The sequence below is a fragment of the Streptomyces sp. NPDC047085 genome (genome assembly GCF_040643735.1).
GTDB lineage: Bacteria > Actinomycetota > Actinomycetes > Streptomycetales > Streptomycetaceae > Streptomyces.
Genome location: NZ_JBEYUW010000020.1, coordinates 68,651 through 92,368, shown reverse-complemented (window position 1 = coordinate 92,368; position 23,718 = coordinate 68,651). Strand labels below are relative to the sequence as shown.

The window sequence follows — 23,718 nt, the reverse complement described above, 5'->3', positions numbered from 1 at the left end:
CGCGCTGGAGTCCGCAAGCGGGTGGGCCGAGGGTGTTCGGCCCGTTCGCTGCGGTGGCTCCTAGCGACGACAGACATGGTTAGCGGGGGCGGGTGTGGGGCGCAATGATGTGACGTACTACCCGTCTTCGGAGTAATGCCCGATATGGCCCGGTCTGTGCTGATTGTGTGCTGTTCGGGGCGGTGTGGTTCTACGATCCCGGGTAGGACGTGATGTGCGTCCTGTGCGCGGCGTCACCCCTCCAGGCCCCCTCAAGCCCCCTTGGGCCCGCTCGCCCGACCTGCGGAGGGACCTGCGGAGCGTGACGCGAGTACCGGCATCGGTGAGAAGGTGCCGCGCCTCCGGGACTGGGTGACTCTGTAGGGGTGTGGGGTGTCCCAGCGCGTCGGATACCGGAGGCCTACGCCGCCTCGGGCCACCGGGCGGTGCGCGTCACGCTGGCCGCCGCAGTCGGCTTCTACCTCTTCCGCTACGCCTTTGACCGCCCCGTCGCGGCGACCTACGCGCTGTTCGCCGCAGTGGCGCTGGGCGGACTGTCCAGGATCCCCGGTACCGGCCGGCAGCGTGCCGCGCTGGTGTCGCGCCTGCTGCCGGTGTGCGCGGTGCTGGTGGCCGTCGGCACCTATCTGTCGGTGCGGACGTGGAGTGCGGCCGTCGGCATGCTGGTGATCGGCTTCGCGCTGGCCTTCGCCGCTGTGGGCGGACCCCGTCCGGCGGGAGCGGCGCCGGGCCTTCAACTCCTCTACATCCTGCCGTCGTTCCCGCCGTACGATCCCGGCTCGCTCGGCGAGCGACTGATCGGGACGACCGTCGGAGTGGCCTTGCTCGCCGCCGCCGAGGCGCTGCTCTGCCCCGAGCCCCGTCCGCTGCCGTACCGGGAACGGGCCGCCCGCGCCGCCCAGACCGCCGGGCGGTGCGCGACGCTGCTCGCCGCACCCCCCTGCGCCCTGACCCGCGCGGACAGCCAGGCGGCGCAGCAGGCGAGCCAGTCGCTGCGCTCGCGCACCGTGCCCGAGGCGGAGCGGCCGGCCGGCCCGGGGGTGCGCGATCGCGCCCTCGCCCACACTGGTCTCGCCACACGTACGCTGCTGAACCGACTGGTGCAGTTGCCCTCCGCGCCGGGCGGGTGTCCGGGCCCCGACGTGGCCGCAGTACTGCGGGCGGCAGCGCGCCTGGCCACGGCGACCGCCGCCTGCCTGCGGGACGGGCCGCCTCCGACAGCACAGCGGGAGGAGCTGATCGCGGCACGCGCGCACCTGTCCGCCGCGTCGGCGGGCCCCGCTCCCGCCGAGCGCGCCGTCTCCGCCCCGGCTGTCGCGATCATGCCCGCGCCCGGCCTGCCGTCCGCCGGGACGACGCTCGCGCCCGCCTTCCCGCCCGCCGTACTGCGTCAGCACGCCGCCGTGCTGGAGATCGCCGACGCCACGCTGGCGATGGGCACGGCGGCCGAACTGGCGGTGCGCGGCAGACACGGCACAGCGGCGGTGCCACCCGGTCGCTTCTGGTACGCCTCGTGCAGCACGCCGACGCTGTGGTGGCACCGGGTGCGCGGCCACGCCGGACGCCGGTCGGTGTTCTTCCAGAACGCGGTGCGGTTGGCCCTCGCCCTGACGGCGGTACGGCTCGTGGCCGGGGTGGACACGCTGCCCCACGGCTTCTGGGCCATGCTGGCCACGCTCACCCTCACCCGGACCACCATGGACGAGACCTGGAGCACCATCCGCCGCGCGCTGACAGGCACGCTGGCCGGGGCCCTGGTGAGCGCGGGCGTGCTCATCCTCGTGGGCACCGACACCACCGTGTACGCCGTCCTGCTGCCCGCATGGATGCTGTTCGCCTTCACGGTCGGACCGGTCAGGGGCGTCGGGTGGGCGCAGGGTCTGTTCACCATCGTTGTCGCGCTGGTCTTCGCCCAGCTGGCGCCACCGACATGGCGGCTGGCGGAGATCAGGATGCTGGACGTGCTGATCGGCAGTGCGATCGGCGCCGTCATCGGCCTGCTGGCCTGGCCTCGCGGCGCCCACGACGAGCTGCGCTACGCGACGGCGGAACTCTTGCGCAGGGCGGCGGAGATCGTGGTGGCGACCAGTGCCTCGGTGGCGGGCGGCGCGGCGGTGGCCGCGCCGCCGGGGGTGCCCGGCCACCGGTCGCTGCAGCGTGCGGTCGTTCTCGCGGAGTCGGCGTATGCGCAGTTCCAGAGCGAGCCGACGCCCTTCGGGGGCAGGGGGCGCAGAGCGGCGCTGCCCGACGTGGACTGGCAGGCGACCCTGCTGGCCGGGCATCACACCCTGTGGGGGTCCGCGCGGCTGCTGGAGCCGCCGCTGACCGTGCTGGGCCCGGCGGCCGCCGAGTCGGCCGGCGGGCTGGGGGAGCGGGTCGCCGGGCGGATGCTGCTGGTCTCGGCGACCCTCGACCCCGGCGGTGACACCCCGGATGTATGGCTGCCGCTGATCGATCCGGCCTTCACCGGATTCGCGACGGAGCCGCCCGGTGCGCCGAGGCGGTACTACGCGACCGTGTCCTGGCTGGAGTCGCTCCTGACCGACCTCACCCGCATCGCGCACGGCGGACCCGCACCGAAGCCCGCCGAAGGCAGCGTCGGCCCACGCTGACCAGCGGAGGGACAGCCGAATTCCTACGCCGGGGCCCAGTCGTACGGCGGCGTCAACCGCGACCGTGTCCGGGCTCCTCCGCCTCTGCCCGGGCCGCCATCACGTCTGAACCGTGCTCGAAGGCCCAGGCACCGAACGCCTCGATCGGCTCCAGCAGTGACCGCCCCAACTCCGTGAGGGCGTACTCCACACGCGGCGGGGACCCGGCGTGCGCGTGGCGCCGCACCAGCCCGTTGAACTCGAGCCGGCGCAACGTCTCGGTGAGCACTTTGGGGCTGATCCCGCCGATCCGCTCGCGCAGTTCACCGGGCCGCGAGGGTCCCCCGCGCAACGCCCACACCACGACCGGGTTCCAGGTGTTGGTGAACAGATCGAAGGCGAGCCGGGCTTGGCAGTCGGCGATGAAGACGTGGTCAGTGGTCACTTACCAAATGGTGCCCCAGCGGTTTCCTAGTGTCGTCCCGATGCCGAACGGCAGTTTGTTCACGGAGGGGTTGGACATGATGAGGATCGGGATCGTCGGTACGGGAACCATGGCGAGTGTGCTGGGCGCGCGGTGGGCGGGGGCCGGCCACGACGTGCTGGTGGGCGGGCGGGACGTGGACCGCGCGGCCGCGCTTGCCGAGCGGATCGGCGGACGGAGCGGAACTCCGCGGGACGCGGCCGAACACGGCCGGGACGCGGTGTTGTTGGCCGTGCCGTACGGGGCGGCGGTCGGCGTGGTGTCCGCCCTGGCCGAGGCTGTACGAGGAAGGACGCTGGTCGACTGCACCAACCCGCTGGCGCCCGGCTTCGTCCTCGAGACCCGGGGTGGGCCCGCGGCCGCCGAGCGCATCGCGGCCGCGGCGCCCGGCGCGTCCGTGGTCAAGGCGTTCAATCTCTGTCACGAGAGCGTGTGGCGCAGGACACCGCCCGTCTTCGACGGACGCCCCCTGGCAGTGCCGCTCTGCGGTGACGACGCATCAGCTCTCGAAGCCGTACGACGTCTTGTGCGCGACCTCGGCTGCGTGCCGGTCAACGGAGGAGGGCTCGACCGGGCAGGCCTGCTGGAGGCGACGGCGGCACTCCTGATCGGCCTGTGGGTGGGCGAGGGCGCGGACGCGCAGGCGATCGCTCCGCCTCTCGAGTACGCGGGGGTCGATCTCTCCTGACCGCGATCTCAGGAATGCAGAAATGCAGGAATGCCGGGACGGGCCCGCGCATGCCGTGTGCTCAGCACGGCGGGTTGGCCGCGAGCAGGTCGGCGCCGAGTGGCGTGAGGGTGTGGACCACGGTGTTGCGCTGCCGGACGGAGACGAGCAGGCCCGCCTCACGGAGGACGCAGGCATGTTCACTTGCGGTGGGGAGGGCCATACCGGTCCGGCGGGCCAGCTCGCTGGTCGTACAGCCGCCGTCCAGCGCGCGCAGGACGGCGGCGCGGCCCCTGCCGACGAGGTGGGACAGCGCGGCGCGCCCGTCGCGGCCGCCTTGCGGGTTCCACCAGTCGGCGGTGCGGCGAACCGGGTAGACCAGGACGGGCGGCAGCAGCGGGTCGATCAGGGTGACCGGCGAACGCCAGCAGAACACGGAGGGCACCAGCAACAGGCCCCGCCCGTCCAGCCGCACGTCACGGTCGACCGGATAGTCCGCCTCAAGAACGGGCGCGCGCCAGCGAAGTGTCGGTCTGAGGCTGTTCAGCAGCCCCTCGCTGCCCGCGTCGAGCAGGGCACGGGCTCGTACCGCCCGGTCCGCCTCGATCTGTGCGCGTACGCGTGGCCAGTAGGGGGCCAGGACGGCATCGAAGTAGGCGTGCAGTGCCCGCCCCAGGCCGGCCAGTGCGTCCGGCCGTCCCTCGGCGAGGGGGCGCAGCCACGACGGGGGCGAGCTGAGTACGGTGAGTTCGCGCCTCAGCCGTCGGCGGGGAGTGGTCAGCACCGCCTCGATTCCCTCGCGTAGCCCGATGCCGGCCTCGGGCGGTGTCAGGAAGTCGGGAAAGTCGCCCCTGGGCGGCGCGACAGCGCGCACCAGCCGTGTCGGCCCAGCCGGGAGTCCGTGCAGCACGGACCGGGCCTGATCACGCCAGGGGTCGAACACGGCCGCGCCCCGTCCGGTGCCCAGGAGGTTGGCGCTGAGCACCGTTTCCCACAGGGGGTCCGGGCCGGCCGCGACCTTCAGACGCAGGAGATCGTCCTGGGTGAAATGCACTCTCAGCATGGTGTTTCCCCCGCGTCGGTGGTCGGCCCCAACGGCAGGAGGATGCGCGACGGGTCATCCTTCGTGCCGCTCACTGGACGGCCCGGGGAGTCACGTTGGTTGCCGTGGCGCAGCCGAATTACGACCAACGGCTGATGCCAGGCTGGCCGAGGAGATGGAGTGGTCCACCACCGACGGCTGACGCGGTCACCGTGACCAGGGAGTTTCGGACCTCACCTAATGTCATGGCTACGTCATCGCCGGCCCGACAGCCTGAAGGGCGTCCGGCGCAGTGCCGGATGCGCGGGGCGGGGCGAGCAGCGGAGCCTCGCGGTCGAGACGCGGACTGCTCCTGGAGGAGTCATGAAGAAGTGGATGGCAGGACTGGCGGTCGTGAGCACGGCGGGCGTTGCCCTGCTGGTGGCTCCCGCCCACGCATCGGCGGGCACCGGGGTCATCTCGAAGACGGTCGCCTGCAACCCCATGAGCTACTCGTCCGGCGGCGTGGTCCGCGCCAAGCTGCGCAACTGCACCACCACCTGGTACAAGGACCTCACCGACGGCAGCTCGTGGGTGACCGTCTCGGCGCAACTGCTCGACAGCTCCACCGACGGCTACTGCGCGAAGACGCGGTACACCAACCTGGAGACCTTCTACGTCGGCACGGAGTGCAACGGGGTGTGGACGACCAAGCCGCACTCGTTCGACCTCCTGCCCATCGACACGCGCGTCGAGATCGTCCTGTGGCGTGCCAAGAGCTCTGACGACACGTACCCGGGAGGGGGCGCGTACCAGAAGGTGGACAGGCCGGTCGGATACTGAGGGCACAGCGGCTGAACGAGGGCGCGGCCGGGCAGGCCCGGGAACAGGCGGTACGTCAGTCCCCCGGCGCCGGGCCGGTCGAGGCCCGTACGACCAGTTCACAGCCGAGCAGAAGTGACCGGCGAGGTCCCGGCTGTTCGATGCACTTCAGCAGCATGTGTGCGGCCTCGGCGCCGATTTCCTGCTGGGGCACGTGCACGGTCGTCAGGGGCGGGGTCATCCGGGTCAGGAACGGCATGTCGTTGAACCCCACCACGGACAGGTCGTCGGGGCACCGCAGGCCGGACGCCGCCAGCGCGTCCAGCGCTCCGAGTGCCAGAAGGTCGTTCGCGGCGAACACGGCGGTGGGGCGGTCGGGACCCCGGTACGCGGTCAGGAGCTCCTCCATGGCCGCGCTACCGGCGGCCTCGCTGAATCCGGTGGCGTCGACGACGGGGGTGTGCCGGGGGTCCAGCCCGGCGTGCTCGCAGGAGTCGAGGAAGGCACGGCGCCGGATCAGTCCGGTCGACAGCTCCTGCGGGCCCGCGAGGTGGGCGATACACCGGTGGCCGAGACCCGTGAGGTGCCGGACGACGGCATGGACGCCGGCCGCCTCGTCCGCCGTGACCGACGGGATCCTCCGGTCGTCCAGGACCCGGTTGACGAGCACCATCGGCACCCCCTCCGCCGTCGCGCGCTCCAGCAGGGGGTGTTCGCGGCGCGCCGTCGCGACCACGAAGCCGTCGCACTGGCGGCCGCGCAACTCGGCGAACAGCCGCGCTTCCTTGTCCTCGTCGTTGTCCGTGCTGACCAGCAGCGCCGAGTACCCCTCGACGGCCAGTGCCTCCTCCACGCCTCTGACGATGGGCGGGAACAGGGGGTTGGTCAGGTCGGGGATGAGGATCGCGACCATCCGGGAACGCCGGGTACGCAGGGCGCGCGCGACGGAGTTGGGCTGGTAGCCCAGGCTTTCGGCCACGGCCAGGACCCGTTTGGCCGTCTCCGCCGACACCCGGTGGCGGGTGTCGGGATTCAGGGCTCTCGACGCCGTGCCGGGGTGGACGCCGGCCGCTCGCGCCACGTCGCTCAACCTCGTCACGGGCCCCACCGTATGCCGGGAGCCGACGCGATGGCAATGGATTGCATCAAGGGCTGCCGGACGCCTTGACACCCCCTGGTGGCGAGCCTAACTTCGCGGCAACCGATTGCGCAGCGGCGCAACGCGACTCCATGCGGAGCACTGCTGCATCGCCCGAATGGCCAAGAATTCCCCTCTTTTCGAGTGTAGGGACGGCACGCCATGCAAGACAATCGATTGTCATTGACGGTCATAGGACCCCGCTGGCGCCACCGTGGGGTCCTGGCGGCCCTGGCGGCCACGACCGCGACGGCGCTGGCCGCCTGCGGGCCGGCGACCGGAGGACCGGCCCGGGGGGCGGGCGACGGCCCCGGCAAGGACACACTGACGATCGGCGTCTCGCTCTCCCTGACGGGGGACTTCGCCGATCCCGGCAAGGCCGCCAAGCGCGGCTACGACCTGTGGGCGTCCGACGTCAACGCCCGTGGCGGCGTGCTCGGGCACAAGGTCGCCATCAAGATCGTCGACGACACGTCCAACCCGAACCAGGTCACGACGAACTACACCAACCTCATCACCAAGGACAAGGTCGATCTGGTCGTCGGCCCCTACTCCAGCCTGCTCACCATCCCGGCCTCGCAGGTGGCCAAGCGCTACGGCTACGCCTTCCTCGAACCGGCAGGCGGCGGGCCGAAGGTGTTCGCCCAGCACCTGGACAACCTGTTCTTCGTCCAGCCCGCCGCCATCGTCAAACAGGGCGACATCTTCGTCGACTACCTCCTCTCCCTGCCGCCCGCCGAGCGCCCGAAGACCGCCGCGTACGCGTCACTTGACGACCCGTTCGCCGCACCGCTCGCCGACAACGTCCGAAAGCGCCTGGAAGCGGCCGGCATCAAGACCGTGTACGCCCAGACCTACCCCGACAACCTCACCGACCTCACCCCGGTGATCACCAAGGTTGCCTCCGCCAAGCCCGATCTGCTCGTCTCCGGAACGCAGTCCGAGGACGCCTACGCCCAGGTCAAGGCGATGATCCAGCTGGGCTTCAACCCCCGCTGGCTGTTCGTCTCCAACGGCGCCAACAACCCCGTGGAGTTCCCCGACAAGGTCGGCGCGGACAACACCCAGGGCATCTTCACCACCGGCGACTGGTTCGCCGGCTCCCAGCAGTCCGGCGCCTCCGCGTTCGTCAAGGCGTACCTCACCAAGTACGGCGGCAAGGAGACGGACATCGACACCACCAGCGCTGAGGCGTACTCGGTCGGCACGCTGATCGAACAGGTCGCGAAGAAGACCGGGAAGCTCGACAACAAGAGCCTCATCTCCGCGCTGCACTCCGGCACATGGCGGACTCCGGTGGGCGACCTGTCCTGGGACGCCAACGGCGAGCCGAAGGGCCACTACACCCTCGTCCAGTGGCAGAAGCACCGGTTGACGCCGGTGTACCCGGCCGACGTGGCGGTCACGGCGCCGGTCACCGCGAAACCGGCCTGGGGGGAGTGAGCGGTCGTGCACACCCTCCTCCAGGCGATCCTGCTGGGCATCCTCACCGGCGGTGTCTACGCCCTGATGGCGAGCGGCCAGACCCTCGTCTTCGGCATCATGCGGGTGATCAACCTGGCGCAGGGCGCGCTGGTGGTCCTCAGCGCCTACCTGTCGTACACCCTGTTCACCTGGGCCGGGATCGACCCGTTCCTCGGCATCCTGATCGTCACCCCCGTGATGTTCCTGCTCGGGGTCGCCGTCCAGTGGGTGTTCCTCCGGCCGCTCGGCAGCGGCGGAGGCGAGCTGAGTCTGCTCGTCATGTTCGCCGTCGCCCTGGCCGTCGAAGGCGTGCTCGCCTCGGTCTACAAGACGACCTTCCGCTCCATCAACACCGGCTACCGCGACGCCGCCTGGCAACTGGGCGACTACCGGCTGCCGGTGACCCGGCTGGCGGCCTTCGGGCTGTCCCTCGCCGTCCTGGGCGGGCTGTGGCTGCTGCTGCACCGCACCCGCTTCGGCGCCTCGGTGCGGGCCACCGTGCAGAACCCGACCGCGGCCCGACTGCTGGGCGTCAACCCCGAACGCGTCTCCGCGCTCGGTTTCGGCCTGGGCACGGCGACCGCCGGCGCCGCCGGAGCGGTGTTCGGCCTCGTCTACCCCTTCAACTCGGGCAGCCACTACGACCTCATCGCGCGGCTCCTGGCGATCGTCGTGCTCGGCGGACTCGGCAGCCTCGGCGGAGCCGTCGTGGCCGGGGTGCTGATGGGCGTGGCCGAGGCGGTGGTGGCCGCGACCTGGTCACCGTCGTGGGCCGGATTCACCTTCTTCACGGCACTGCTTCTCGTCCTGCTGCTGCGGCCGCAGGGACTGTTCGGGACACGGCTTCGGGGGGCGCTGTGACCTCCACCCTCTCCGCGACGCCCGTGACCGCCACCCCGCGCTCCGGACTCGTACGCCATCCCAGGCTGTGGCGCATCGCCGTGCCGGTCGTCGTCTTCGCCGCACTGCTGGCCGCGCCCTGGACGGTGGGCCAGCCATGGATCGTCAACCTGCTGATCTTCACGCTCATGTACGCCACGATGGCGAGCGCGTGGAACCTGGTCGGCGGCCTGGCCGGCTACCCCTCGCTCGGCCACGCCGCGTTCTTCGGCATCGGCGCCTACGGCGAGGCGATCTGGTTCCACCACCACCCGCCCGTCTCCGGCTGGGAGCCCTTCCTCGCCCTGCCGGCTGTGGCCGTCGGTACGGCACTGGTGGGGCTGCCGGTCGCCTGGATCGCCATGCGCACCAGGGCCGCGACCTTCGCGATCGTCACGATCACCCTGGTCTTCGTCGTCCAGACGCTCGCGTTCAACGCCCGCGGACTCACCGGGGGCGCACAGGGCATCGGGATCGGCCCGGCCCCTTTCGGTGCCGCCTACTTCGCCTTCCCCTTTTACTACGTGCTGGTGGCCCTGCTCGCCGTCGCCGTCGCGCTGACCGCCCTCGTCATGCGCTCCCGGCTCGGGCTGATCCTGGCGACCGTCCGCGACGACGAGGACAAGGCCCGCGGCATCGGGGCCCCCACGGCCGTCGCCAAGCTGGCGGCGTTCGCGCTGTCGGTCGGCCTCACCGGTGCCGTGGGCGCGGTCTGGGCGTACTACGTGTCCTTCGTCTACCCGCCGTTCGCGGTGGACCCGCTGGTGACCATCGGCATGGTGCTCATGGTGTACCTGGGCGGGCGGGGGACGCTGTGGGGACCGGTGCTCGGGGCGTTCCTCGTCGTCCCCGCGCAGCAGTACCTCGCCTACCGGCTCGGCGCCAACTCGCTGCACCTGGTGGGATACGCGGCCCTGTTCCTCGTCGTGATGCTCGTCCTGCCCCGGGGCATCCTTCCCTCGCTCGCGGACCGGCTCGGGAAGCGGGTGAACCGGCGATGACGGCACTGCTCGAAGTGCGCGGACTGACCAAGTCCTTCGGCGGGGTGCGGGCGGTGGACGACTGCTCGTTCGACGTCGAGGAAGGCTCGGTGACGGCGCTCATCGGTCCCAACGGGTCCGGGAAGACGACCGCGTTCAACATGATCACCGGCTATCTGTCCGCCGACTCCGGCTCGATCCGGTTCGCGGGCACGACCCACCGGCGTCCCGACCCGGCGGTGCTCCACCGCCGCGGACTCACCCGTACGTTCCAGCAGGCCCGGATCTTCGGCTCGCTCAGCGTACGGGAGAACCTGATCGCCGCCGCAGGGCTCCGCTGGACCACTCTGCTCGCCCGGCGCGCCGCCCGGACCGACCGGGCCCGCGCCGACGAACTGCTGGACGACTTCGGGCTGTCCCCGAAGGCCGACCTGAATGCGGCCGAACTCTCCTACGGGCAGCGCAAGTTGTGCGAGTTCGCCGCGGTGCTGATGGCGGATCCACGGCTGGTGCTGCTCGACGAACCCACCGCGGGGGTCAACCCGGTGATGATCGAGACGATGGAGCGCCATGTGCGCAGCAGGAACGAGCAGGGAGTGACCTTCCTGATCGTCGAGCACGACATGCCGCTGGTGATGCGGCTGTGCGACCCGGTCGTCGTCCTCGACCGCGGTCGGCCCATCGCGGCCGGGGTACCGGCTGACATCCAGGCCGATCCCCGGGTGCTCGACGCCTACCTGGGGGAATGATGACCCACACCACCTCCGAGCCCGCGAAGCCGCTGCTGACCCTGGAGGGTGTCACCGCCGGATACGGCGCGGGCCTGATCCTGCGGGGCGTCGACCTGACGGTCACCGCCGGAGAGGTCACCTGCCTCATCGGGCCCAATGGCTCGGGCAAGTCGACGACTCTGAAGACGATTTCCGGTCTGCTCAAGCCGGCCGCCGGCACCGTCACCTTCCAGGGCGAGGACATCTCGCGGCTCAGCGCCCGCGAACGGCTCCTGCGTGGCATCGTCCACGTGCCGCAGGACCGCAGCCTCTTCCCGGCGATGACCGTGCGGGAGAACGTCGAGATGGGCGGCTACGTCCTGCGCGACCGCAAGCTGGTCGCCGAGCGCTGGGAGCACATCGCCGCCTCCTTCCCGCTGGTGGCCGACCGGGCGGGCGCCCACGCCGGCTCCCTGTCCGGCGGCGAGCAGAAGACCGTCGAGATCGCGCGGACCCTGATGCTCGACCCTGTCCTCATCCTTCTGGACGAGCCCTCCATCGGGCTCGACCCCAAGTCCCGGACCGCCGTCTTCCGCAGCGTCGCGGACCTCGCGGCCGCCGGACGTTCCGTCCTCCTGGTCGAGCAGAACGCCCGCTCAGGCCTGGCCGTCTCGCACACCGGCGTCGTCCTCGAGGGCGGCCGGGTCGCCCTGACGGGCAGCGGCGGCGACCTGCTCTCCGATCCGGAGGTCGGCCGGCTGTACCTCGGGGCCGGAGCCAGGCCCTCCGCACCCCTCGCCTCCACCCTCCCGTCGCCCGCCGGCGACCACACCCGACAGGACTGACTCATGACCGATTCCCCCAACCGTCCCACCATCGGCTGGGCCGGCACCGGCCGCATGGGCTACGCCATGGTGTGCCGCCTCCTGCGCGCGGGCCACGACGTCACCGTCTACAACCGCACCCGCAGCAAGTGCGAGCCGCTGGCCGAGCTGGGAGCGAGGATCGTGGACACGGCCGCCGAACTCGCCGACCGCGACATCGTCTTCACGATGGTCAGCGCGAGCAAGGACTTCGCCGAGGTCACCCTCGGCGAGCAGGGCATCCTGCGCCAGGCCCGCAAGCCCCGCATCCTCGTCGACTGCTCCACCGTCTCCCCGGACGTCTCCTCCCAGGTGCGCGACGAGGCCGAGCAGATGGGCACCTCCCTGCTGGTCGCCCCCGTGTCGGGCAACGCCAAGGTGGTGAAGGCCGGCCGCCTCTCCATGGTCGCCTCCGGCCCCCGCGAGTTCTTCGACGAGGCCGAGCCGCTGCTCACCACCATCGCCGCCTCGGTCACGTACGCGGGTCGGGACGACATGGCCCGCCTGGTGAAGCTCGCCCACAACATCTTCCTCGGCGTCGTCACCCAGTCGATGGCCGAGATCACCGTGCTGGCCGAGAAGGGGGGTGTGAGCCGGGCCGCGTTCCTCGACTTCCTCAACGGCTCGGTCCTCGGCTCCGTCTTCACCCGCTACAAGACCCCCGCCTTCGTGAACCTCGACTTCACGCCGACGTTCACGCCCCAGCTGCTGCGCAAGGACTTCGACCTGGGCCTCGCCGCCGCCCGGGACCTGGAGGTCCCCATGCCGGTCGCCGCGCTGACCCACCACATCGTCCAGCAGTCCGTCGGCCGCGGCCACGACGACACCGACTTCGCCGTCCTGCTCACGGAGGCCGCCCATGCGGCCGGGCTGACCCTCGTCCCGGAGAACGCGGACGTCTCCGACGGCCTGAGCGTCGCCTCGTGAACCACCGTCACACCGACCAGGCGAAGATGGTGACCACCGCGTTGACGCCTTCGGCCCCCGGGCACACCGCTGTCGACTTCGAGACCCGCGTCGACTTCGACCGTCTGCGCGCCTACCGGCTCTCCCGCGCCCGAGCCGCCCTGGACGCATCCGAGCTGGGCGCGATCCTGCTCTTCGACGTCAACAACATCCGCTACGTCACCGGCACGATGATCGGCGAGTGGTCGCGGGACAAGATGACCCGCTACGCGCTGCTGACCCGCGACCACGAGCCGATGGTCTGGGACTTCGGCTCCGCAGCCCGCCACCACCAGCTGTACGCGCCCTGGCTGCGGCCGGAGAACTGCCGCGCCGGAATGCTGGGCCTGCGCGGCGCCGTCGCACCCGATGTCGGCCTGATGCGGCGCGCGGTCGCCGAACTCGCGGGGATCCTGGCCGACCATGGCGTCGCCGGCGCGCCCGTCGGCATCGACATCGTCGAGCCGCCGTTCCTCTTCGAGATGCAGAACGCCGGGCTCGCCGTCGTCGACGCCCAGCAGGTCATGCTGGACGCCCGCGCCGTGAAGAACCCCGACGAGATCATGCTGCTGTCCCAGGCCGCGGCGATGGTCGACGGCGCCTATCAGCGGATCTCCGAGGCCCTCAAGCCGGGTGTGCGCGAGAACGACATCGTCGCGCTCGCCAACAAGTACCTGTACGAACAGGGCTCGGACGACGTCGAGGCCATCAACGCGGTGTCGGGGGAGCGGTGCAACCCCCATCCGCACAACTTCACCGACCGTCTCATCCGGCCCGGCGACACCTGCTTCTTCGACATCATCCAGTCGTACCAGGGTTACCGCACCTGCTACTACCGCACCCTGAACGTCGGCTCCTCCACCCCGGCACAGCGCGACGCCTACACCAGGGCACGCGAGTGGATCGACGCCGCGATCGCACTGGTGAAACCCGGCCAGACGACCGACGTCATCGCCAAGGCCTGGCCCAAGGCCATCGAGTTCGGATTCGCGACCGAAATGGACTGCTTCGGCCTGCAGTTCGGCCACGGCCTGGGTCTGGGCCTGCACGAGCGCCCCATCATCAGCCGCCTGAACTCCCTCGAACATCCCGCGGAGATCCAGGAAGGCATGGTCTTCGCGCTGGAGACCTACTGCCCGGCCTCGGACGGCTACTCCGCCGCGCGCATCGAGGAGGAGGTCGTGGTCACCGCCGACGGCGCGCGCGTCCTCACCCTGTTTCCCGCACAGGAACTGTTCGTCGCCAACCCCTACTAGGCCCACCGGAAAGGAGGTACGGGATCGTGACCACCACCACGCAGACCCCGCCCGCGGCGCCGGGCATCGACGAGCCCACCCGTCTGGCGCTCTACGGACAGATGGTGCGGATGCGCGGCATGGAGAAGCGCGCCTACGACCTGTTCCTGCAGAACCTCGTCAAGGGCACCAGCCACCTGTCCCTCGGCCAGGAGGCCATCGCCGCCGGCTTCGGCGTCGCGATGCGCCCCGACGACTACACCTTCGCCACCTACCGCGGCCACGCCCACACCCTCGCCCGCGGCGTTCCGATGACCGGCATCCTGGCCGAGCTGATGGGCCGCGCCAACGGCCTGATGGCCGGCAAGGGCGGCAGCATGCACCTGACGTCCGTCGAGCACGGGATGATGGGCTCGTACGCCATCATCGGTGCCCATCTGCCGATCGCCACCGGGGCTGCCTGGTCGGCCCAGTACCGGGGCACCGGGCAGGTCGCCGTCTGCTTCTTCGGCGACGGCACGACGAACATCGGAGCCTTCCACGAGGCGCTGAACCTGGCGGCGGTCTGGAAGCTGCCCGTGGTGTTCGTGTGCGAGAACAACCTGTACATGGAGTACACGGCGATCGGCTCGGTGACCGCCGTGGCGAACCCGGCGGCCGACCGGGCCGCGGCGTACGGCCTGCCGCCGATCACCGTCGACGGCAACGACCCCGAAGCGGTGTACGAGACCGCCGTCGCCGCGCTGTTCCGGGCCCGCACCGGCGAGGGCCCCTCCCTCATCGAGGCCAAGACCTACCGGCACGGCGGCCACTCCCGGGCCGACCCGGCCAAGTACCGCCCCGCGGCGGAGGTCGAGGAGTGGCTGAAACGCGACCCCATCCCCGCCTACCGGCAGCGGCTGCTCGACCTCGGCGTCGCGGAGTCCGCGCTCAGCGACATCGAGGCCGAGTCGGCCCGCCTGGTGGACGAGGCGACCGAGCAGGCCAAGGCGGGACCGCAGCCGGGCGAGGACCTGGTGCTCAAGGACGTATGGGCTGACGGAGGTGCGACATGGCGCAACTGACCTACCGCGACGCGGTCGCCCGCGGCATCGCGCAGGAGATGCGGCGGGACGACTCGATCGTCTTCCTCGGCGAGGACATCGCCGCCGCCGGGGGAGTGTTCAAGACGACGGCCGGCCTGCTGGACGAGTTCGGTCCGACCCGCGTGCGCGACACACCCATCTCCGAACAGGCGATCCTGGGCGCCGCGATGGGTGCGGCCATGACCGGCCTGCGACCCATCGCCGAGATCATGTTCTCCGACTTCTTCGCGGTCTGCTGGGACATCGTGGTCAACCAGATCGCCAAGTCGCGCTACATGACGAACGGGCAGATGTCCTTCCCCCTGGTCATCAAGTCCGGCAACGGCGGCGGCCTGCGCTTCGGCGCGCAGCACTCCCAGGACATCGCCAACTGGGCCATGGCCGTGCCTGGACTCAAGGTGGTCGTCCCGTCCAACCCCACCGACGTCGTCGGCCTGATGGCGGCGGCCGTACGCGACCCCGACCCCGTCCTGTTCCTGGAGGCCAAGGGGCTGTACCCCACCAAGGCCGAAGTGCCGGACGGCGACATCGTCGACCAGCTCGGCCAGGCGAGCGTGCTGCGGCACGGGAGTGACGTCACGCTGGTCGCGCTCGGCCTGATGGTGCCCCGCACGCTCGCGGCCGCCGAGCAACTCCAGCAGTGGCACGGAATCGACGCCACCGTCATCGATCTGCGCAGCCTGGTCCCGCTCGACGTCAGCACGGTGCTGGGCTCCCTGGAGCACACCGGCCGGCTGTTCACCGTCGAGGAGAACCCCCGGCTGTGCGGCTGGGGCGCGGAACTGGTGTCGATCGTCGCGGAGGAGGGCTTCACCGCCCTCGACGGGCCGCTGGTGCGGATCACCACACCACATGTCCCGCTGCCGGCCGCCGACGCCCTGGAGGACGCGACCCTCCCCAGCACCGCCCGCATCGTCGAGACCGTCGCCAAGAGCGTCGACTGAGCGGCACGGGAGGCCGATTGTGATCACACGTATGGACACCCCGACCCAGCTGCTCGTCGGCGGCGCATGGACGCCGGCCGGTGACGGCGGAACCCTGGAGGTGGTCGACCCCGCGTACGCCGAACCGCTCGCGGAAGTCGCGAACGCCACGGTCGAGGACGCCGTGGCGGCCGTGGACGCCGCGCACGCCGCCCTGGACTCCTGGCGGGCAACTGCACCGCGCGAGCGCGGCGAGATCCTGCGGCGGGCGTTCGAGCTGATGACCGCACGTGCCGAGGCGTTCGCCGAACTCATCGTCAAGGAGAACGGCAAGGCCCTGCCCGACGCCCGCGCCGAAGTGGCGTACGCGGCGGAGTTCTTCCGCTGGTACGCCGAGGAGGCGGTACGTGCGACGGGAATCGTCCAGACGGCACCGTCCGGTACCAACAAGATCATGGTGCTGCGCCAGCCTGTGGGCGTCGCGCTGCTCATCACCCCGTGGAACTTCCCCGCCGCCATGGCCACCCGCAAGATCGGCCCCGCCCTGGCGGCCGGCTGCACCGTCGTCCTCAAGCCGGCCTCCGACACCCCGCTGACCGCGCTCGCGCTGGGAGCGCTGCTCACGGAGGCGGGCGCACCGGACGGCGTGGTCAACGTCGTCCCCTCACGCCGCTCCGCCCGGATCGCGGAGGTTCTCCTCTCCGACCCGCGGGTCCGCAAGGTGTCGTTCACCGGTTCCACCGAGGTCGGGCGCGAACTGCTGCGCCAGGCGGCCGGATCGGTGGTGAACGCGTCCATGGAACTGGGCGGCAACGCCCCGTTCCTGGTGCTCGCGGGCGCCGACCTCGACCGGGCGGTCGCCGGAGCCATGGTCGCCAAGATGCGCAACGGCGGGGAGGCATGCACGGCCGCCAACCGCTTCTACGTACACTCCTCCCGCGCCGAGGAGTTCGGTCGCCGCCTCGCCTCGGCCATGACGGCGCTCGCGGTCGGCCCCGGACTGACCGCGGGCGTGGACGTCGGACCACTGGTGAACGAGGCGGCCCGGAAGAAGGTCGACGAACTGGTCTCGGGGACCGTCGACGCCGGCGCCAAGCTCCTGGCCGGTGGTACCGCCCCCGACCGCGCCGGCTACTTCTACCTGCCGACCGTGCTGGGCGACGTTCCTCCGAACGCCCCCATCCTCTCGGAGGAGATCTTCGGCCCGGTAGCGCCCGTCGTCCCCTTCGACGACCTCGACGCGGCGATCCGGCTGGCCAACGACACCGAGTACGGCCTGGTGTCCTACGTCTACAGCGACGACCTGGCCGAGGGCCTTCGGGTGTCCGAGGCGCTGGAGTCCGGCATGGTCGGCCTCAACCGCCCAATCGTGTCGGACCCGGCCGCCCCGTTCGGAGGCGTCAAACAGTCGGGTCTCGGACGCGAGGGCGGGCATGACGGCCTGCTGGAGTTCACCGAGAGCAAGTACATCGCCGTGGACTGGTGACCGCCGGATCGCAGTGGAGGGCGGGACGAGCGAAGAGCGGCGCCTGACGGGCAGAAGGGACGTCAGGCGCCCCCTCCGCCCGCTCAGCAGGATCCCTGCCCGGCTCTGCCGGGTGGGGTGCGGATGCCGCAGCCGCCCTGTAACCGTATCGTGAGGAGAGACTGGCAACGGGGCAGCAGCGGTGAGAGTGCGGCCTCCTTGTCACCGGTCCGCGCCCGCATACCCTGGCTCCTTCGGCTCGGCCGCTTCGCGCTGCTTCAAACGCCTCATCAGCCTCACCACAGAGGACGCGGTCTCAACCCTCTCCAGCACGTGAGGATCACCATGACCGGAACCTACGACCCCGCCCGTAGCGCGATCCTCTTGGTCGACCCCTACAACGACTTCCTGGCCGAGAACGGCAAGATCTGGCCCGCGGTCCGGCACGTGGCCCTCGAGGTCGGGCTGCTCGACCACATGCGTGCCGTCGTCGCCGCCGGCCGCGAGAGCGGTCTTCGGATCTTCTTCGTGCCGCACCGGCGCTGGCGGGAGGGCGACTACGAGGACTGGGACCACCCCAACCCGACCCAACAGCGCATCCGTGAGAGCCACAGCTTCGCGCTGGGCACCAAGGGCGGCGAGTTCCACCCGGACTTCCAGCCCATGGACGGGGACGTGATCATCCAGGAGCACTGGGCCCAGAGCGGCTTCGCCAACACCGACCTGGACATGCGGCTCAAGCAGCACGGCATCACCCATGTCATCGTCATCGGCCTGCTCGCGAACACATGCATCGAATCCACGAGCCGTTTCGCCATGGAACTCGGCTACCACGTCACACTCGTCCGTGACGCCACCGCCGCCTTCAAACCCGAGATGATGCACGCCGCCCACGAACTCAACGGGCCGACCTTCGCCCACAGCATCACCACCACCGACGCACTCCTGAAGACGCTGCGGAACACCTCGTAGCGGGACTGATAACTCAGTGGCGGCACTGGGTAGTTACACACGAACATGCACCGCATGAATGACGAACCCGCGCGATGGACTCAGGCAACCGTCTACCCCGACATGTGGGCCGATCCCGGCGACGACCCTCGCGACAGCGAGGGTCCCGGTCCGGACGGCGAGCTTGCGACGCTGCAGGACTTCCTGGCGAACTACCGCATGACCCTGCGGATGAAGTGCGAAGGCCTGGACGCCGAGCAACTCGCCCGCCGGTCGGTCCCGCCGTCGACGATGTCGCTGCTCGGCCTGCTACGGCACCTCGCCGAGGTGGAGCGCGACTGGCGCAACTGGATCAGCGACGGCGACCCGCTGCCGAAGCTGTACGGCCAGCGTGACGCGGACTTCGACGGAGCCGTCGCCGAACAGGCCGTGGTCGACGCCGCATACCGCGATCTCGAGCGCGAGCAGGCCGCGACCGACGCCGCCTTGGCCGAGCATCCGGACCTGGGCGAGCGTGTGGGGAAGGACAGCATCGCGGTTCGGGAGTTGATGGTGCACAGGATCGAGGAGTACGCCCGTCACTGCGGACACGCCGACCTGCTGCGCGAACGCGTCGACGGACGGGTGGGCCAGTAAGGAGGGGCGACGGCTCCGCCGGGCACGGTCGCCGCATCGGCGGGTGCGTATTGGCTGGCGAACGGTCCCAGCTCGTGGTGGTCGTCGCCGAAATCGGGCATCCGCGTGCGTTGCCGCCAGAAAACGTGTGTGCGTGCGGGGTCTCGGGCGTGCCACGATGGCGGAGGGAGGGCGAAGTGTCGTGGACGAGTTGAGGCGGTTCCGTCTGGCGCTGGTCGCGTGGGCGGCCGGCGGTGCGGGGGCGGATGCGGCCGCCGCGTCGGCGCGGGAGCTGGCCGGCGGCGGCGTGCGGACGATCGTCCTCGTCGAGGGGTACAGCGATCAGGTCGCGCTCGAAGCGCTGGCCACGCGCTACGGCCGGGACCTCGATGCGGAGGGCGTCGCGGTGGTGCCGCTCGGAGGCGCGACGAACATCGGGCGTTTCCTTGACGTGTGCGGCCCTCCGGGGCTCGGCCTCCCGCTGGCCGGTCTCTGCGACATCGGCGAGGAACGGCACTTCCGGCGTCATCTGGAGCGGGTCGGGCTCGGGGACGGTCTCACGCGCGCCGGGCTGGAGGCACTCGGGTTCCACGTGTGCATCGCCGACCTGGAGGACGAGCTGATCCGCGCCCTCGGCGCCGCGGGCGTGCAGCAGGTGATCGAGGCCCAGGGCGAGACGCGCCCCTTCCACACCTTCCAGGGCCAGCCGGCACAACGGAGACGGCCCGTGGAGCATCAGCTGAGGCGCTTCATGGGCACGCACAGCGGCCGCAAGGCGCTCTACGCGCAGGCGCTCGTCGCGTACCTGGACCTTGAGCGCGTCCCCCGGCCACTGGAGCGCCTCCTCACGCATGTCTGAGACGGCCGGCGGCCCTCAGGGCAGAGGCAGCGCTCGGTGGCTGTCGGGTCGGGGCCAGGGTGTGGCCGGGTGGTGCTGAAGCCGTCTTAGGGGCTCGGCGGGTGCGGGTGGGGGAGAGCAGAGGTCGATCACCACGGACATCGGCTTGTCCGGTGATCCGGGGCATTCCTAGTGTCATGTCATGACCTCCCCGAGCTCCGCCGCCACTGCGGCCGCCGAGCCCCGCCGTACCGTGACCGCCGCCGTCGTACAGGCCGCCGCCCCGCTGTTCGACACGCGGGCCGCGCTCACCCGCGCCGAGGAACTCGTCCGGGAGGCGGTCACCGACCGCGGAGCAGAGGTCGTCGTCCTGCCCGAGGCCTTCCTCGGCGGCTACCCCAAGGGTCTGGACTTCGGCATCACCGTCGGCAGCCGCACCCCGGCCGGCCGCGACCTGTTCCGCCGCTACCATGCCGCCGCCATCGACATCCCCGGCCCCGAGACCGGCGCCCTGGCCGCCCTGACCCGCGAACTCGGCTGCCACGCCGTCGTCGGCGCAGTCGAACGCCAGGGCGGCACCCTGTACTGCGTGGCGCTCTTCTTCGGCCCCGACGGCTACCTGGGCCTGCACCGCAAGCTCATGCCGACCGCCGCCGAACGCTACCTGTGGGGCCAGGGCGACGGCTCCACCCTCCCGGTCGTCGACACCGGCACGGCCCGCCTCGGCGCGGCCATCTGCTGGGAGAACTACATGCCGTTGTTCCGCACCGCCATGTACGCCAAGGGCGTCGACCTGTGGTGCGCGCCGACCGTGGACGACCGCGACGCCTGGCAGGCCACCATGCGGCACATCGCCCTCGAAGGCCGCTGCTTCGTGCTCAGCGCCAACCAGTACCTGCGCCGCGACGCCCTGCCCGGCGACCTCCACCCCGTCCAGGGCGACGACCCCGACACCGTCCTCATCGGCGGCGGCTCCGTCATCGTCTCCCCGCTCGGAGAGGTTCTCGCCGGCCCACTGCGCGACGGCGAGGGCATCCTGACCGCCGAACTCGATCTCGACGACCTCGCACGCGCCCGCTTCGACTTCGACCCCACCGGCCACTACGCGCGCCCCGACGTCTTTTCCCTCCACGTCGACGAGTCCGCCCACACCACCGTCAGGGGCATCTGACCTGCGGGGGATCAGCGTTGTTCCGGCAATGCGGTCAGCGATCGGGCTGAGCGCATGGTCAGAACCAGTGCAGGCAGTGCGGGGAGCGGTCGGCGCGGAAGAGGGCGTCGGCGAGGACGGCCGCGCCCGGGCGATGAGCCCGGATGTGTCCGGCGCGCACGAGCGTGCTCGGGGCGGTGCCGCCGAGGTAGACCGAGCCCAGGTCGCTCACGTCCAGGGACAGGTCGGGCTCCCGGTCCGTCGGGACGCAGTCGGACTTGCCGTCCCGGACGGTCAGCAGATAGCGGCCGTGCTCGCCGAGGAACGGGTCGTCGACGTCGAGGACCAGCTCGCCGTCCGTGAACCAGCCGCGCGCGGTCAGCGCACGCGGGACGTCCAGCAGCCGGACCCAGAGCCAGTCGGTGTGGCCGCTCACCTCGCCGGCGCGGAAGTCCGCGAACTGCCAGCGCAGCGGATGCTCCGGCGGGAAGTGCTTGAACACGATCTGGGTGACCAGGTCGTGTCCGAGCACGAACCGGGCCAGGGCCGTGAAGACGGCGTCGTCGGCGGCGATGGTCTCGTCGACCGTCAAGGTGCTGGGCTCGCTGAGTGAGTAGCTGGCGTACCCGTCCGGGACGCCGTCGGCGTCGCGGTGGACGGCGACGTAGCGCGGCGCCGGAGAGATCGGCGGCTGCCCCGCACCCAACGCCCACCAGCGGTGCGGCCGGGACAGCGCGCCGGGCTGTGCGCGGCGGTACCGGTCGTAGACCTCTTCCAGGATCTCGCCGCACTCGGCACGACGCAGCACCTCGATCGTGCCGGTGTCCGTGCCCGTGTCCGAGCCGGTGGCCGGGGCGGCGGCCGTTCCCCGGGCCCTGGGCTGGGCGAGGGCGGCCCTGTGGCGCGGCACCGTCAGCCGCTGCGTGTAGGTCGCCGGTCCGTAGCCGAATCTGCGGTAGATCAGGGCCTCGGAGGCCAGCAGTACGGAGAGGAACTCCCCTCGGGCCCGCAGCTCGGTGAGCTGATGCCGCATCATCGCGCTGAGCACGCCTTGGCGTCGGTGCGAGGGCAGGACGCCGACGGCGGTCACCCCGCCGGCCGGGACGAGGGTCTCGCCGGGCAGGGTGAGCTCGAAGGAGTACGCACCGGCAGTGCCGACGGGCCGCCCGTCCGCCGCCACCGCGAGCAGGCTGCGGTCCATTTCGAGCGCCGACCACCAGACCCCGCCGCCGCCCTCGGCCGGGGTTTCCGGGAAGCGCGCGAACGCGGCATGGAGTGTGTCGACGAAGACGTCGAAGTCCTGGTCGGTCGTGGGACGGATGTCCATTGCTGCCGCTGCCTCCCCGGGATACCGGCACCACGACCCGTGGTGCCCGGCCACAGTGCAGCGTCGGCCCGTGGCCAGGTCAAGCGGTTTTCGGTCGGCCCCGCGGCCGTGACTCCGGGCCGCGCTCCCATTCTTGGCAATTGGTGCAAAACTGTATCCAGTGGAGGAGGGGGGAAGGGCGGCGGTAGGCCGTGGATCTGGAGAGCGTCGCCAAGGAGCTGTACACGCTGCATCCGACCCGGTTCGTCGGAGCGCGCACCGCACGCGTGGACGAGGCCCTCGCAGCCGGGAAAGCCGCCCTGGCAGCCCAGATCGCCGCGCTGCGCCGCCCGACGCTTTCGGCTTGGGCCGGCAACCTGCTGGTCCATGCCGAGCCCAAGCAGGTCGCCCGGCTGCTCCGCCTGGGCGAAAGCCTGCGCCGAGCCCACCGCAACCTCGACCGTGCCCAGCTGAGACGCGTGAGCCGGCAGCAGCACGTCCTGGTGGCCGCCCTGTCCGAGCGGGCTCGCGCCCTGACTGCCGAGATGGGACATCCCATCGGCCCGGCCGCGCAGCGCAAGGTCGAGCAGACCCTGCACGCGGCTCTGGCGGATCGGTCGGCAGCCGAGAAATGGGCCACCGGCCGGCTGGTCAAAGCGCTCGTTCCCCCCGCCGACTTCACCGCGACCGCGGCCACCGAGGCATCTGCCCGCCGCCGTACGGTCGATGCGCGCACCAAACCGAGACAGTCCCGACTGAAGGCGGAAGCGGCCGAGCGGCGGGACCGGGAACGGGACGAAGAACAGGACCAGGCCCAAGCGGAGGTCGATCGGCTCGAAGCAGCCCTGCGTGAACTCGAAGAGCGCGCAACCGTACTGGCCCAACAGCTCCACGCCACAGCGGAACTGCGACGCCGGACCCGAGACGACCTGGACCAGGCACGCAACCGCGCCGCACAGGCAAATCGTGCCGCTCGGAAGACACGCCATGCAGCCGGCTCCGTGTCCCGAACCGCCCTTCGCGGCCAAACCGCTGGTGCCCGTGCCTCCCGACCCCTCACGCCGGTGACGTCTCCGGCAGGCGGCGTTCGAGTTCCGTCAGCCGCATGCGCAGTGCCTTCTCCGTGTTGCGTCGCTCTGTCACCTCGCGCATGATCGCGGAGATTCCGACGAGCCGGCCGCTGTCGTCCCGCAACAGTGCCACCGTGAACTCGATCGACAGGCGGTGGCCGTCCCGATGGGTGGCCGGTACGCCGAGCAGCGTGTCGCCGTAGCGCGTACGGCCGGTGGCCGCTGTCTGCCGGTAGCCCTTCCCGTGCCGCTCCCGCAGTTTCTCCGGGATGATCAGGTCGAGGCTGTGGCCCACGGCCTCGGCCGCGGTGTGGCCGAACATGCGTTCCGCTCCGCCGTTCCACACCCGGATGATCCCCTCCGGGTCGGCCACCACGATGGCCTCGGACGACTCCCGCACGAGCGCTTGGGCCAGCCAGGCGTCCGGTTCGCCGATGCGCGCGGTGTCAGGGCTCGCCGGCGTCGGCAAGGCCTCCGTCCCAACTGGCGCGTTGTGGTCGCCCACGGCGTTTCTCC

The 23,718-nt window shown here is 71.1% G+C and carries 23 protein-coding genes; 18 read left to right on the top strand and 5 right to left on the bottom strand.

Annotated elements, in window-relative coordinates:
• Positions 1-365 precede the first annotated feature (365 nt).
• Positions 366-2,612 (top strand): FUSC family protein, encoded by a 2,247-nt coding sequence (locus ABZ865_RS40155; RefSeq protein WP_361241856.1) that lies wholly within the window; start codon positions 366-368, stop codon positions 2,610-2,612.
• 52 nt (positions 2,613-2,664) lie between these two features.
• On the opposite strand, the gene ABZ865_RS40150 is transcribed toward ABZ865_RS40155, so the two are convergent.
• The gene (locus ABZ865_RS40150; protein WP_361241853.1) at positions 2,665-3,036 is read right to left on the bottom strand and encodes a helix-turn-helix domain-containing protein; all 372 of its coding nucleotides are present in this window, start codon (positions 3,034-3,036) and stop codon (positions 2,665-2,667) included.
• 79 nt (positions 3,037-3,115) lie between these two features.
• Here ABZ865_RS40150 and ABZ865_RS40145 point away from each other — a divergent pair, with 79 nt between their 5' ends.
• A complete protein-coding gene (locus tag ABZ865_RS40145; RefSeq protein ID WP_361241865.1) occupies positions 3,116-3,763 on the top strand; it encodes an NAD(P)-binding domain-containing protein in 648 nt (215 codons plus the stop codon).
• A 61-nt stretch (positions 3,764-3,824) separates the two neighbouring features.
• On the opposite strand, the gene ABZ865_RS40140 is transcribed toward ABZ865_RS40145, so the two are convergent.
• On the bottom strand, positions 3,825-4,805 hold the full coding sequence (locus ABZ865_RS40140; protein ID WP_361241850.1) for a DUF5937 family protein: 981 nt from the start codon (positions 4,803-4,805) through the stop codon (positions 3,825-3,827).
• Positions 4,806-5,147: 342 nt separating this feature from the next.
• Between ABZ865_RS40140 and ABZ865_RS40135 the strand changes: the two genes are divergently transcribed.
• Positions 5,148-5,606 (top strand): hypothetical protein, encoded by a 459-nt coding sequence (locus ABZ865_RS40135; RefSeq protein WP_361241848.1) that lies wholly within the window; start codon positions 5,148-5,150, stop codon positions 5,604-5,606.
• 55 nt (positions 5,607-5,661) lie between these two features.
• Here ABZ865_RS40135 and ABZ865_RS40130 read toward each other — a convergent pair whose 3' ends face one another.
• Complete coding sequence (locus ABZ865_RS40130; RefSeq protein WP_361241845.1) at positions 5,662-6,684, bottom strand: LacI family DNA-binding transcriptional regulator; 1,023 nt, start codon at positions 6,682-6,684, stop codon at positions 5,662-5,664.
• Positions 6,685-6,906: 222 nt separating this feature from the next.
• Here ABZ865_RS40130 and ABZ865_RS40125 point away from each other — a divergent pair, with 222 nt between their 5' ends.
• The 14 genes from ABZ865_RS40125 to ABZ865_RS40060 all read left to right on the top strand — a co-directional run bounded on the left by ABZ865_RS40125 (position 6,907) and on the right by ABZ865_RS40060 (position 20,847).
• Positions 6,907-8,166: an amino acid ABC transporter substrate-binding protein gene (locus ABZ865_RS40125; protein WP_361241842.1), complete on the top strand. Its 1,260-nt coding sequence runs from the start codon at positions 6,907-6,909 to the stop codon at positions 8,164-8,166.
• Positions 8,167-8,172: 6 nt separating this feature from the next.
• Complete coding sequence (locus ABZ865_RS40120) at positions 8,173-9,048, top strand: branched-chain amino acid ABC transporter permease (protein ID WP_361241839.1); 876 nt, start codon at positions 8,173-8,175, stop codon at positions 9,046-9,048.
• The gene (locus ABZ865_RS40115; protein ID WP_361241837.1) at positions 9,045-10,067 is read left to right on the top strand and encodes a branched-chain amino acid ABC transporter permease; all 1,023 of its coding nucleotides are present in this window, start codon (positions 9,045-9,047) and stop codon (positions 10,065-10,067) included. The genes ABZ865_RS40120 and ABZ865_RS40115 overlap by 4 nt, the downstream gene beginning before the upstream one ends.
• Positions 10,064-10,795: an ABC transporter ATP-binding protein gene (locus ABZ865_RS40110; protein WP_361241834.1), complete on the top strand. Its 732-nt coding sequence runs from the start codon at positions 10,064-10,066 to the stop codon at positions 10,793-10,795. Before ABZ865_RS40115 ends, ABZ865_RS40110 begins: the two co-directional genes overlap by 4 nt.
• A complete protein-coding gene (locus ABZ865_RS40105; protein WP_361241831.1) occupies positions 10,792-11,601 on the top strand; it encodes an ABC transporter ATP-binding protein in 810 nt (269 codons plus the stop codon). The genes ABZ865_RS40110 and ABZ865_RS40105 overlap by 4 nt, the downstream gene beginning before the upstream one ends.
• A 3-nt stretch (positions 11,602-11,604) precedes the next feature.
• Positions 11,605-12,546, top strand: a complete 942-nt coding sequence (locus tag ABZ865_RS40100) for an NAD(P)-dependent oxidoreductase (RefSeq protein WP_361241829.1) — start codon at positions 11,605-11,607, stop codon at positions 12,544-12,546.
• Positions 12,543-13,820: a Xaa-Pro peptidase family protein gene (locus ABZ865_RS40095; protein WP_361241826.1), complete on the top strand. Its 1,278-nt coding sequence runs from the start codon at positions 12,543-12,545 to the stop codon at positions 13,818-13,820. Before ABZ865_RS40100 ends, ABZ865_RS40095 begins: the two co-directional genes overlap by 4 nt.
• A gap of 26 nt (positions 13,821-13,846) precedes the next feature.
• Positions 13,847-14,863, top strand: coding sequence for a thiamine pyrophosphate-dependent dehydrogenase E1 component subunit alpha (locus ABZ865_RS40090; RefSeq protein ID WP_361241823.1), 1,017 nt, complete (start codon positions 13,847-13,849; stop codon positions 14,861-14,863).
• Positions 14,851-15,828 (top strand): alpha-ketoacid dehydrogenase subunit beta, encoded by a 978-nt coding sequence (locus ABZ865_RS40085; RefSeq protein WP_361241820.1) that lies wholly within the window; start codon positions 14,851-14,853, stop codon positions 15,826-15,828. Before ABZ865_RS40090 ends, ABZ865_RS40085 begins: the two co-directional genes overlap by 13 nt.
• 31 nt (positions 15,829-15,859) lie before the next feature.
• Positions 15,860-17,293: an NAD-dependent succinate-semialdehyde dehydrogenase gene (locus ABZ865_RS40080; protein WP_361241817.1), complete on the top strand. Its 1,434-nt coding sequence runs from the start codon at positions 15,860-15,862 to the stop codon at positions 17,291-17,293.
• A 324-nt stretch (positions 17,294-17,617) separates the two neighbouring features.
• Positions 17,618-18,244 (top strand): isochorismatase family cysteine hydrolase, encoded by a 627-nt coding sequence (locus ABZ865_RS40075; RefSeq protein WP_361241814.1) that lies wholly within the window; start codon positions 17,618-17,620, stop codon positions 18,242-18,244.
• A gap of 45 nt (positions 18,245-18,289) precedes the next feature.
• Positions 18,290-18,859, top strand: coding sequence for a DinB family protein (locus ABZ865_RS40070; protein ID WP_361241811.1), 570 nt, complete (start codon positions 18,290-18,292; stop codon positions 18,857-18,859).
• 181 nt (positions 18,860-19,040) lie between these two features.
• Positions 19,041-19,697 (top strand): ATP-dependent endonuclease, encoded by a 657-nt coding sequence (locus tag ABZ865_RS40065; protein ID WP_361241809.1) that lies wholly within the window; start codon positions 19,041-19,043, stop codon positions 19,695-19,697.
• Between the two features lie 181 nt (positions 19,698-19,878).
• Positions 19,879-20,847 (top strand): nitrilase-related carbon-nitrogen hydrolase, encoded by a 969-nt coding sequence (locus ABZ865_RS40060; RefSeq protein ID WP_361241806.1) that lies wholly within the window; start codon positions 19,879-19,881, stop codon positions 20,845-20,847.
• A 58-nt stretch (positions 20,848-20,905) separates the two neighbouring features.
• Here ABZ865_RS40060 and ABZ865_RS40055 read toward each other — a convergent pair whose 3' ends face one another.
• Positions 20,906-22,153, bottom strand: coding sequence for a GNAT family N-acetyltransferase (locus ABZ865_RS40055; RefSeq protein WP_361241804.1), 1,248 nt, complete (start codon positions 22,151-22,153; stop codon positions 20,906-20,908).
• Between the two features lie 191 nt (positions 22,154-22,344).
• On the opposite strand from ABZ865_RS40055, the gene ABZ865_RS40050 reads away from it, so the two are divergent.
• Positions 22,345-23,286: a hypothetical protein gene (locus tag ABZ865_RS40050; protein WP_361241801.1), complete on the top strand. Its 942-nt coding sequence runs from the start codon at positions 22,345-22,347 to the stop codon at positions 23,284-23,286.
• Here the strand turns inward: ABZ865_RS40050 and ABZ865_RS40045 are convergent.
• The gene (locus tag ABZ865_RS40045) at positions 23,189-23,671 is read right to left on the bottom strand and encodes a PAS domain S-box protein (RefSeq protein WP_361241798.1); all 483 of its coding nucleotides are present in this window, start codon (positions 23,669-23,671) and stop codon (positions 23,189-23,191) included. The two genes, ABZ865_RS40050 and ABZ865_RS40045, sit on opposite strands and share 98 nt — an antisense overlap.
• Between the last annotated feature and the right edge of the window lie 47 nt (positions 23,672-23,718).

What these genes read in the sequence shown, in the direction of transcription:
- ABZ865_RS40100 (WP_361241829.1), top strand. Translation starts at nt 11,605, where the DNA reads ATGACCGATTCCCCCAACCGTCCCACCATCGGCTGGGCCGGCACCGGC.
- ABZ865_RS40060 (WP_361241806.1), top strand. Translation starts at nt 19,879, where the DNA reads ATGACCTCCCCGAGCTCCGCCGCCACTGCGGCCGCCGAGCCCCGCCGT.
- ABZ865_RS40070 (WP_361241811.1), top strand. Translation starts at nt 18,290, where the DNA reads ATGCACCGCATGAATGACGAACCCGCGCGATGGACTCAGGCAACCGTC.
- ABZ865_RS40135 (WP_361241848.1), top strand. Translation starts at nt 5,148, where the DNA reads ATGAAGAAGTGGATGGCAGGACTGGCGGTCGTGAGCACGGCGGGCGTT.
- ABZ865_RS40055 (WP_361241804.1), bottom strand. Translation starts at nt 22,153, where the DNA reads ATGGACATCCGTCCCACGACCGACCAGGACTTCGACGTCTTCGTCGAC.
- ABZ865_RS40105 (WP_361241831.1), top strand. Translation starts at nt 10,792, where the DNA reads ATGATGACCCACACCACCTCCGAGCCCGCGAAGCCGCTGCTGACCCTG.
- ABZ865_RS40085 (WP_361241820.1), top strand. Translation starts at nt 14,851, where the DNA reads ATGGCGCAACTGACCTACCGCGACGCGGTCGCCCGCGGCATCGCGCAG.
- ABZ865_RS40080 (WP_361241817.1), top strand. Translation starts at nt 15,860, where the DNA reads ATGGACACCCCGACCCAGCTGCTCGTCGGCGGCGCATGGACGCCGGCC.
- ABZ865_RS40075 (WP_361241814.1), top strand. Translation starts at nt 17,618, where the DNA reads ATGACCGGAACCTACGACCCCGCCCGTAGCGCGATCCTCTTGGTCGAC.
- ABZ865_RS40140 (WP_361241850.1), bottom strand. Translation starts at nt 4,805, where the DNA reads ATGCTGAGAGTGCATTTCACCCAGGACGATCTCCTGCGTCTGAAGGTC.
- ABZ865_RS40110 (WP_361241834.1), top strand. Translation starts at nt 10,064, where the DNA reads ATGACGGCACTGCTCGAAGTGCGCGGACTGACCAAGTCCTTCGGCGGG.
- ABZ865_RS40145 (WP_361241865.1), top strand. Translation starts at nt 3,116, where the DNA reads ATGAGGATCGGGATCGTCGGTACGGGAACCATGGCGAGTGTGCTGGGC.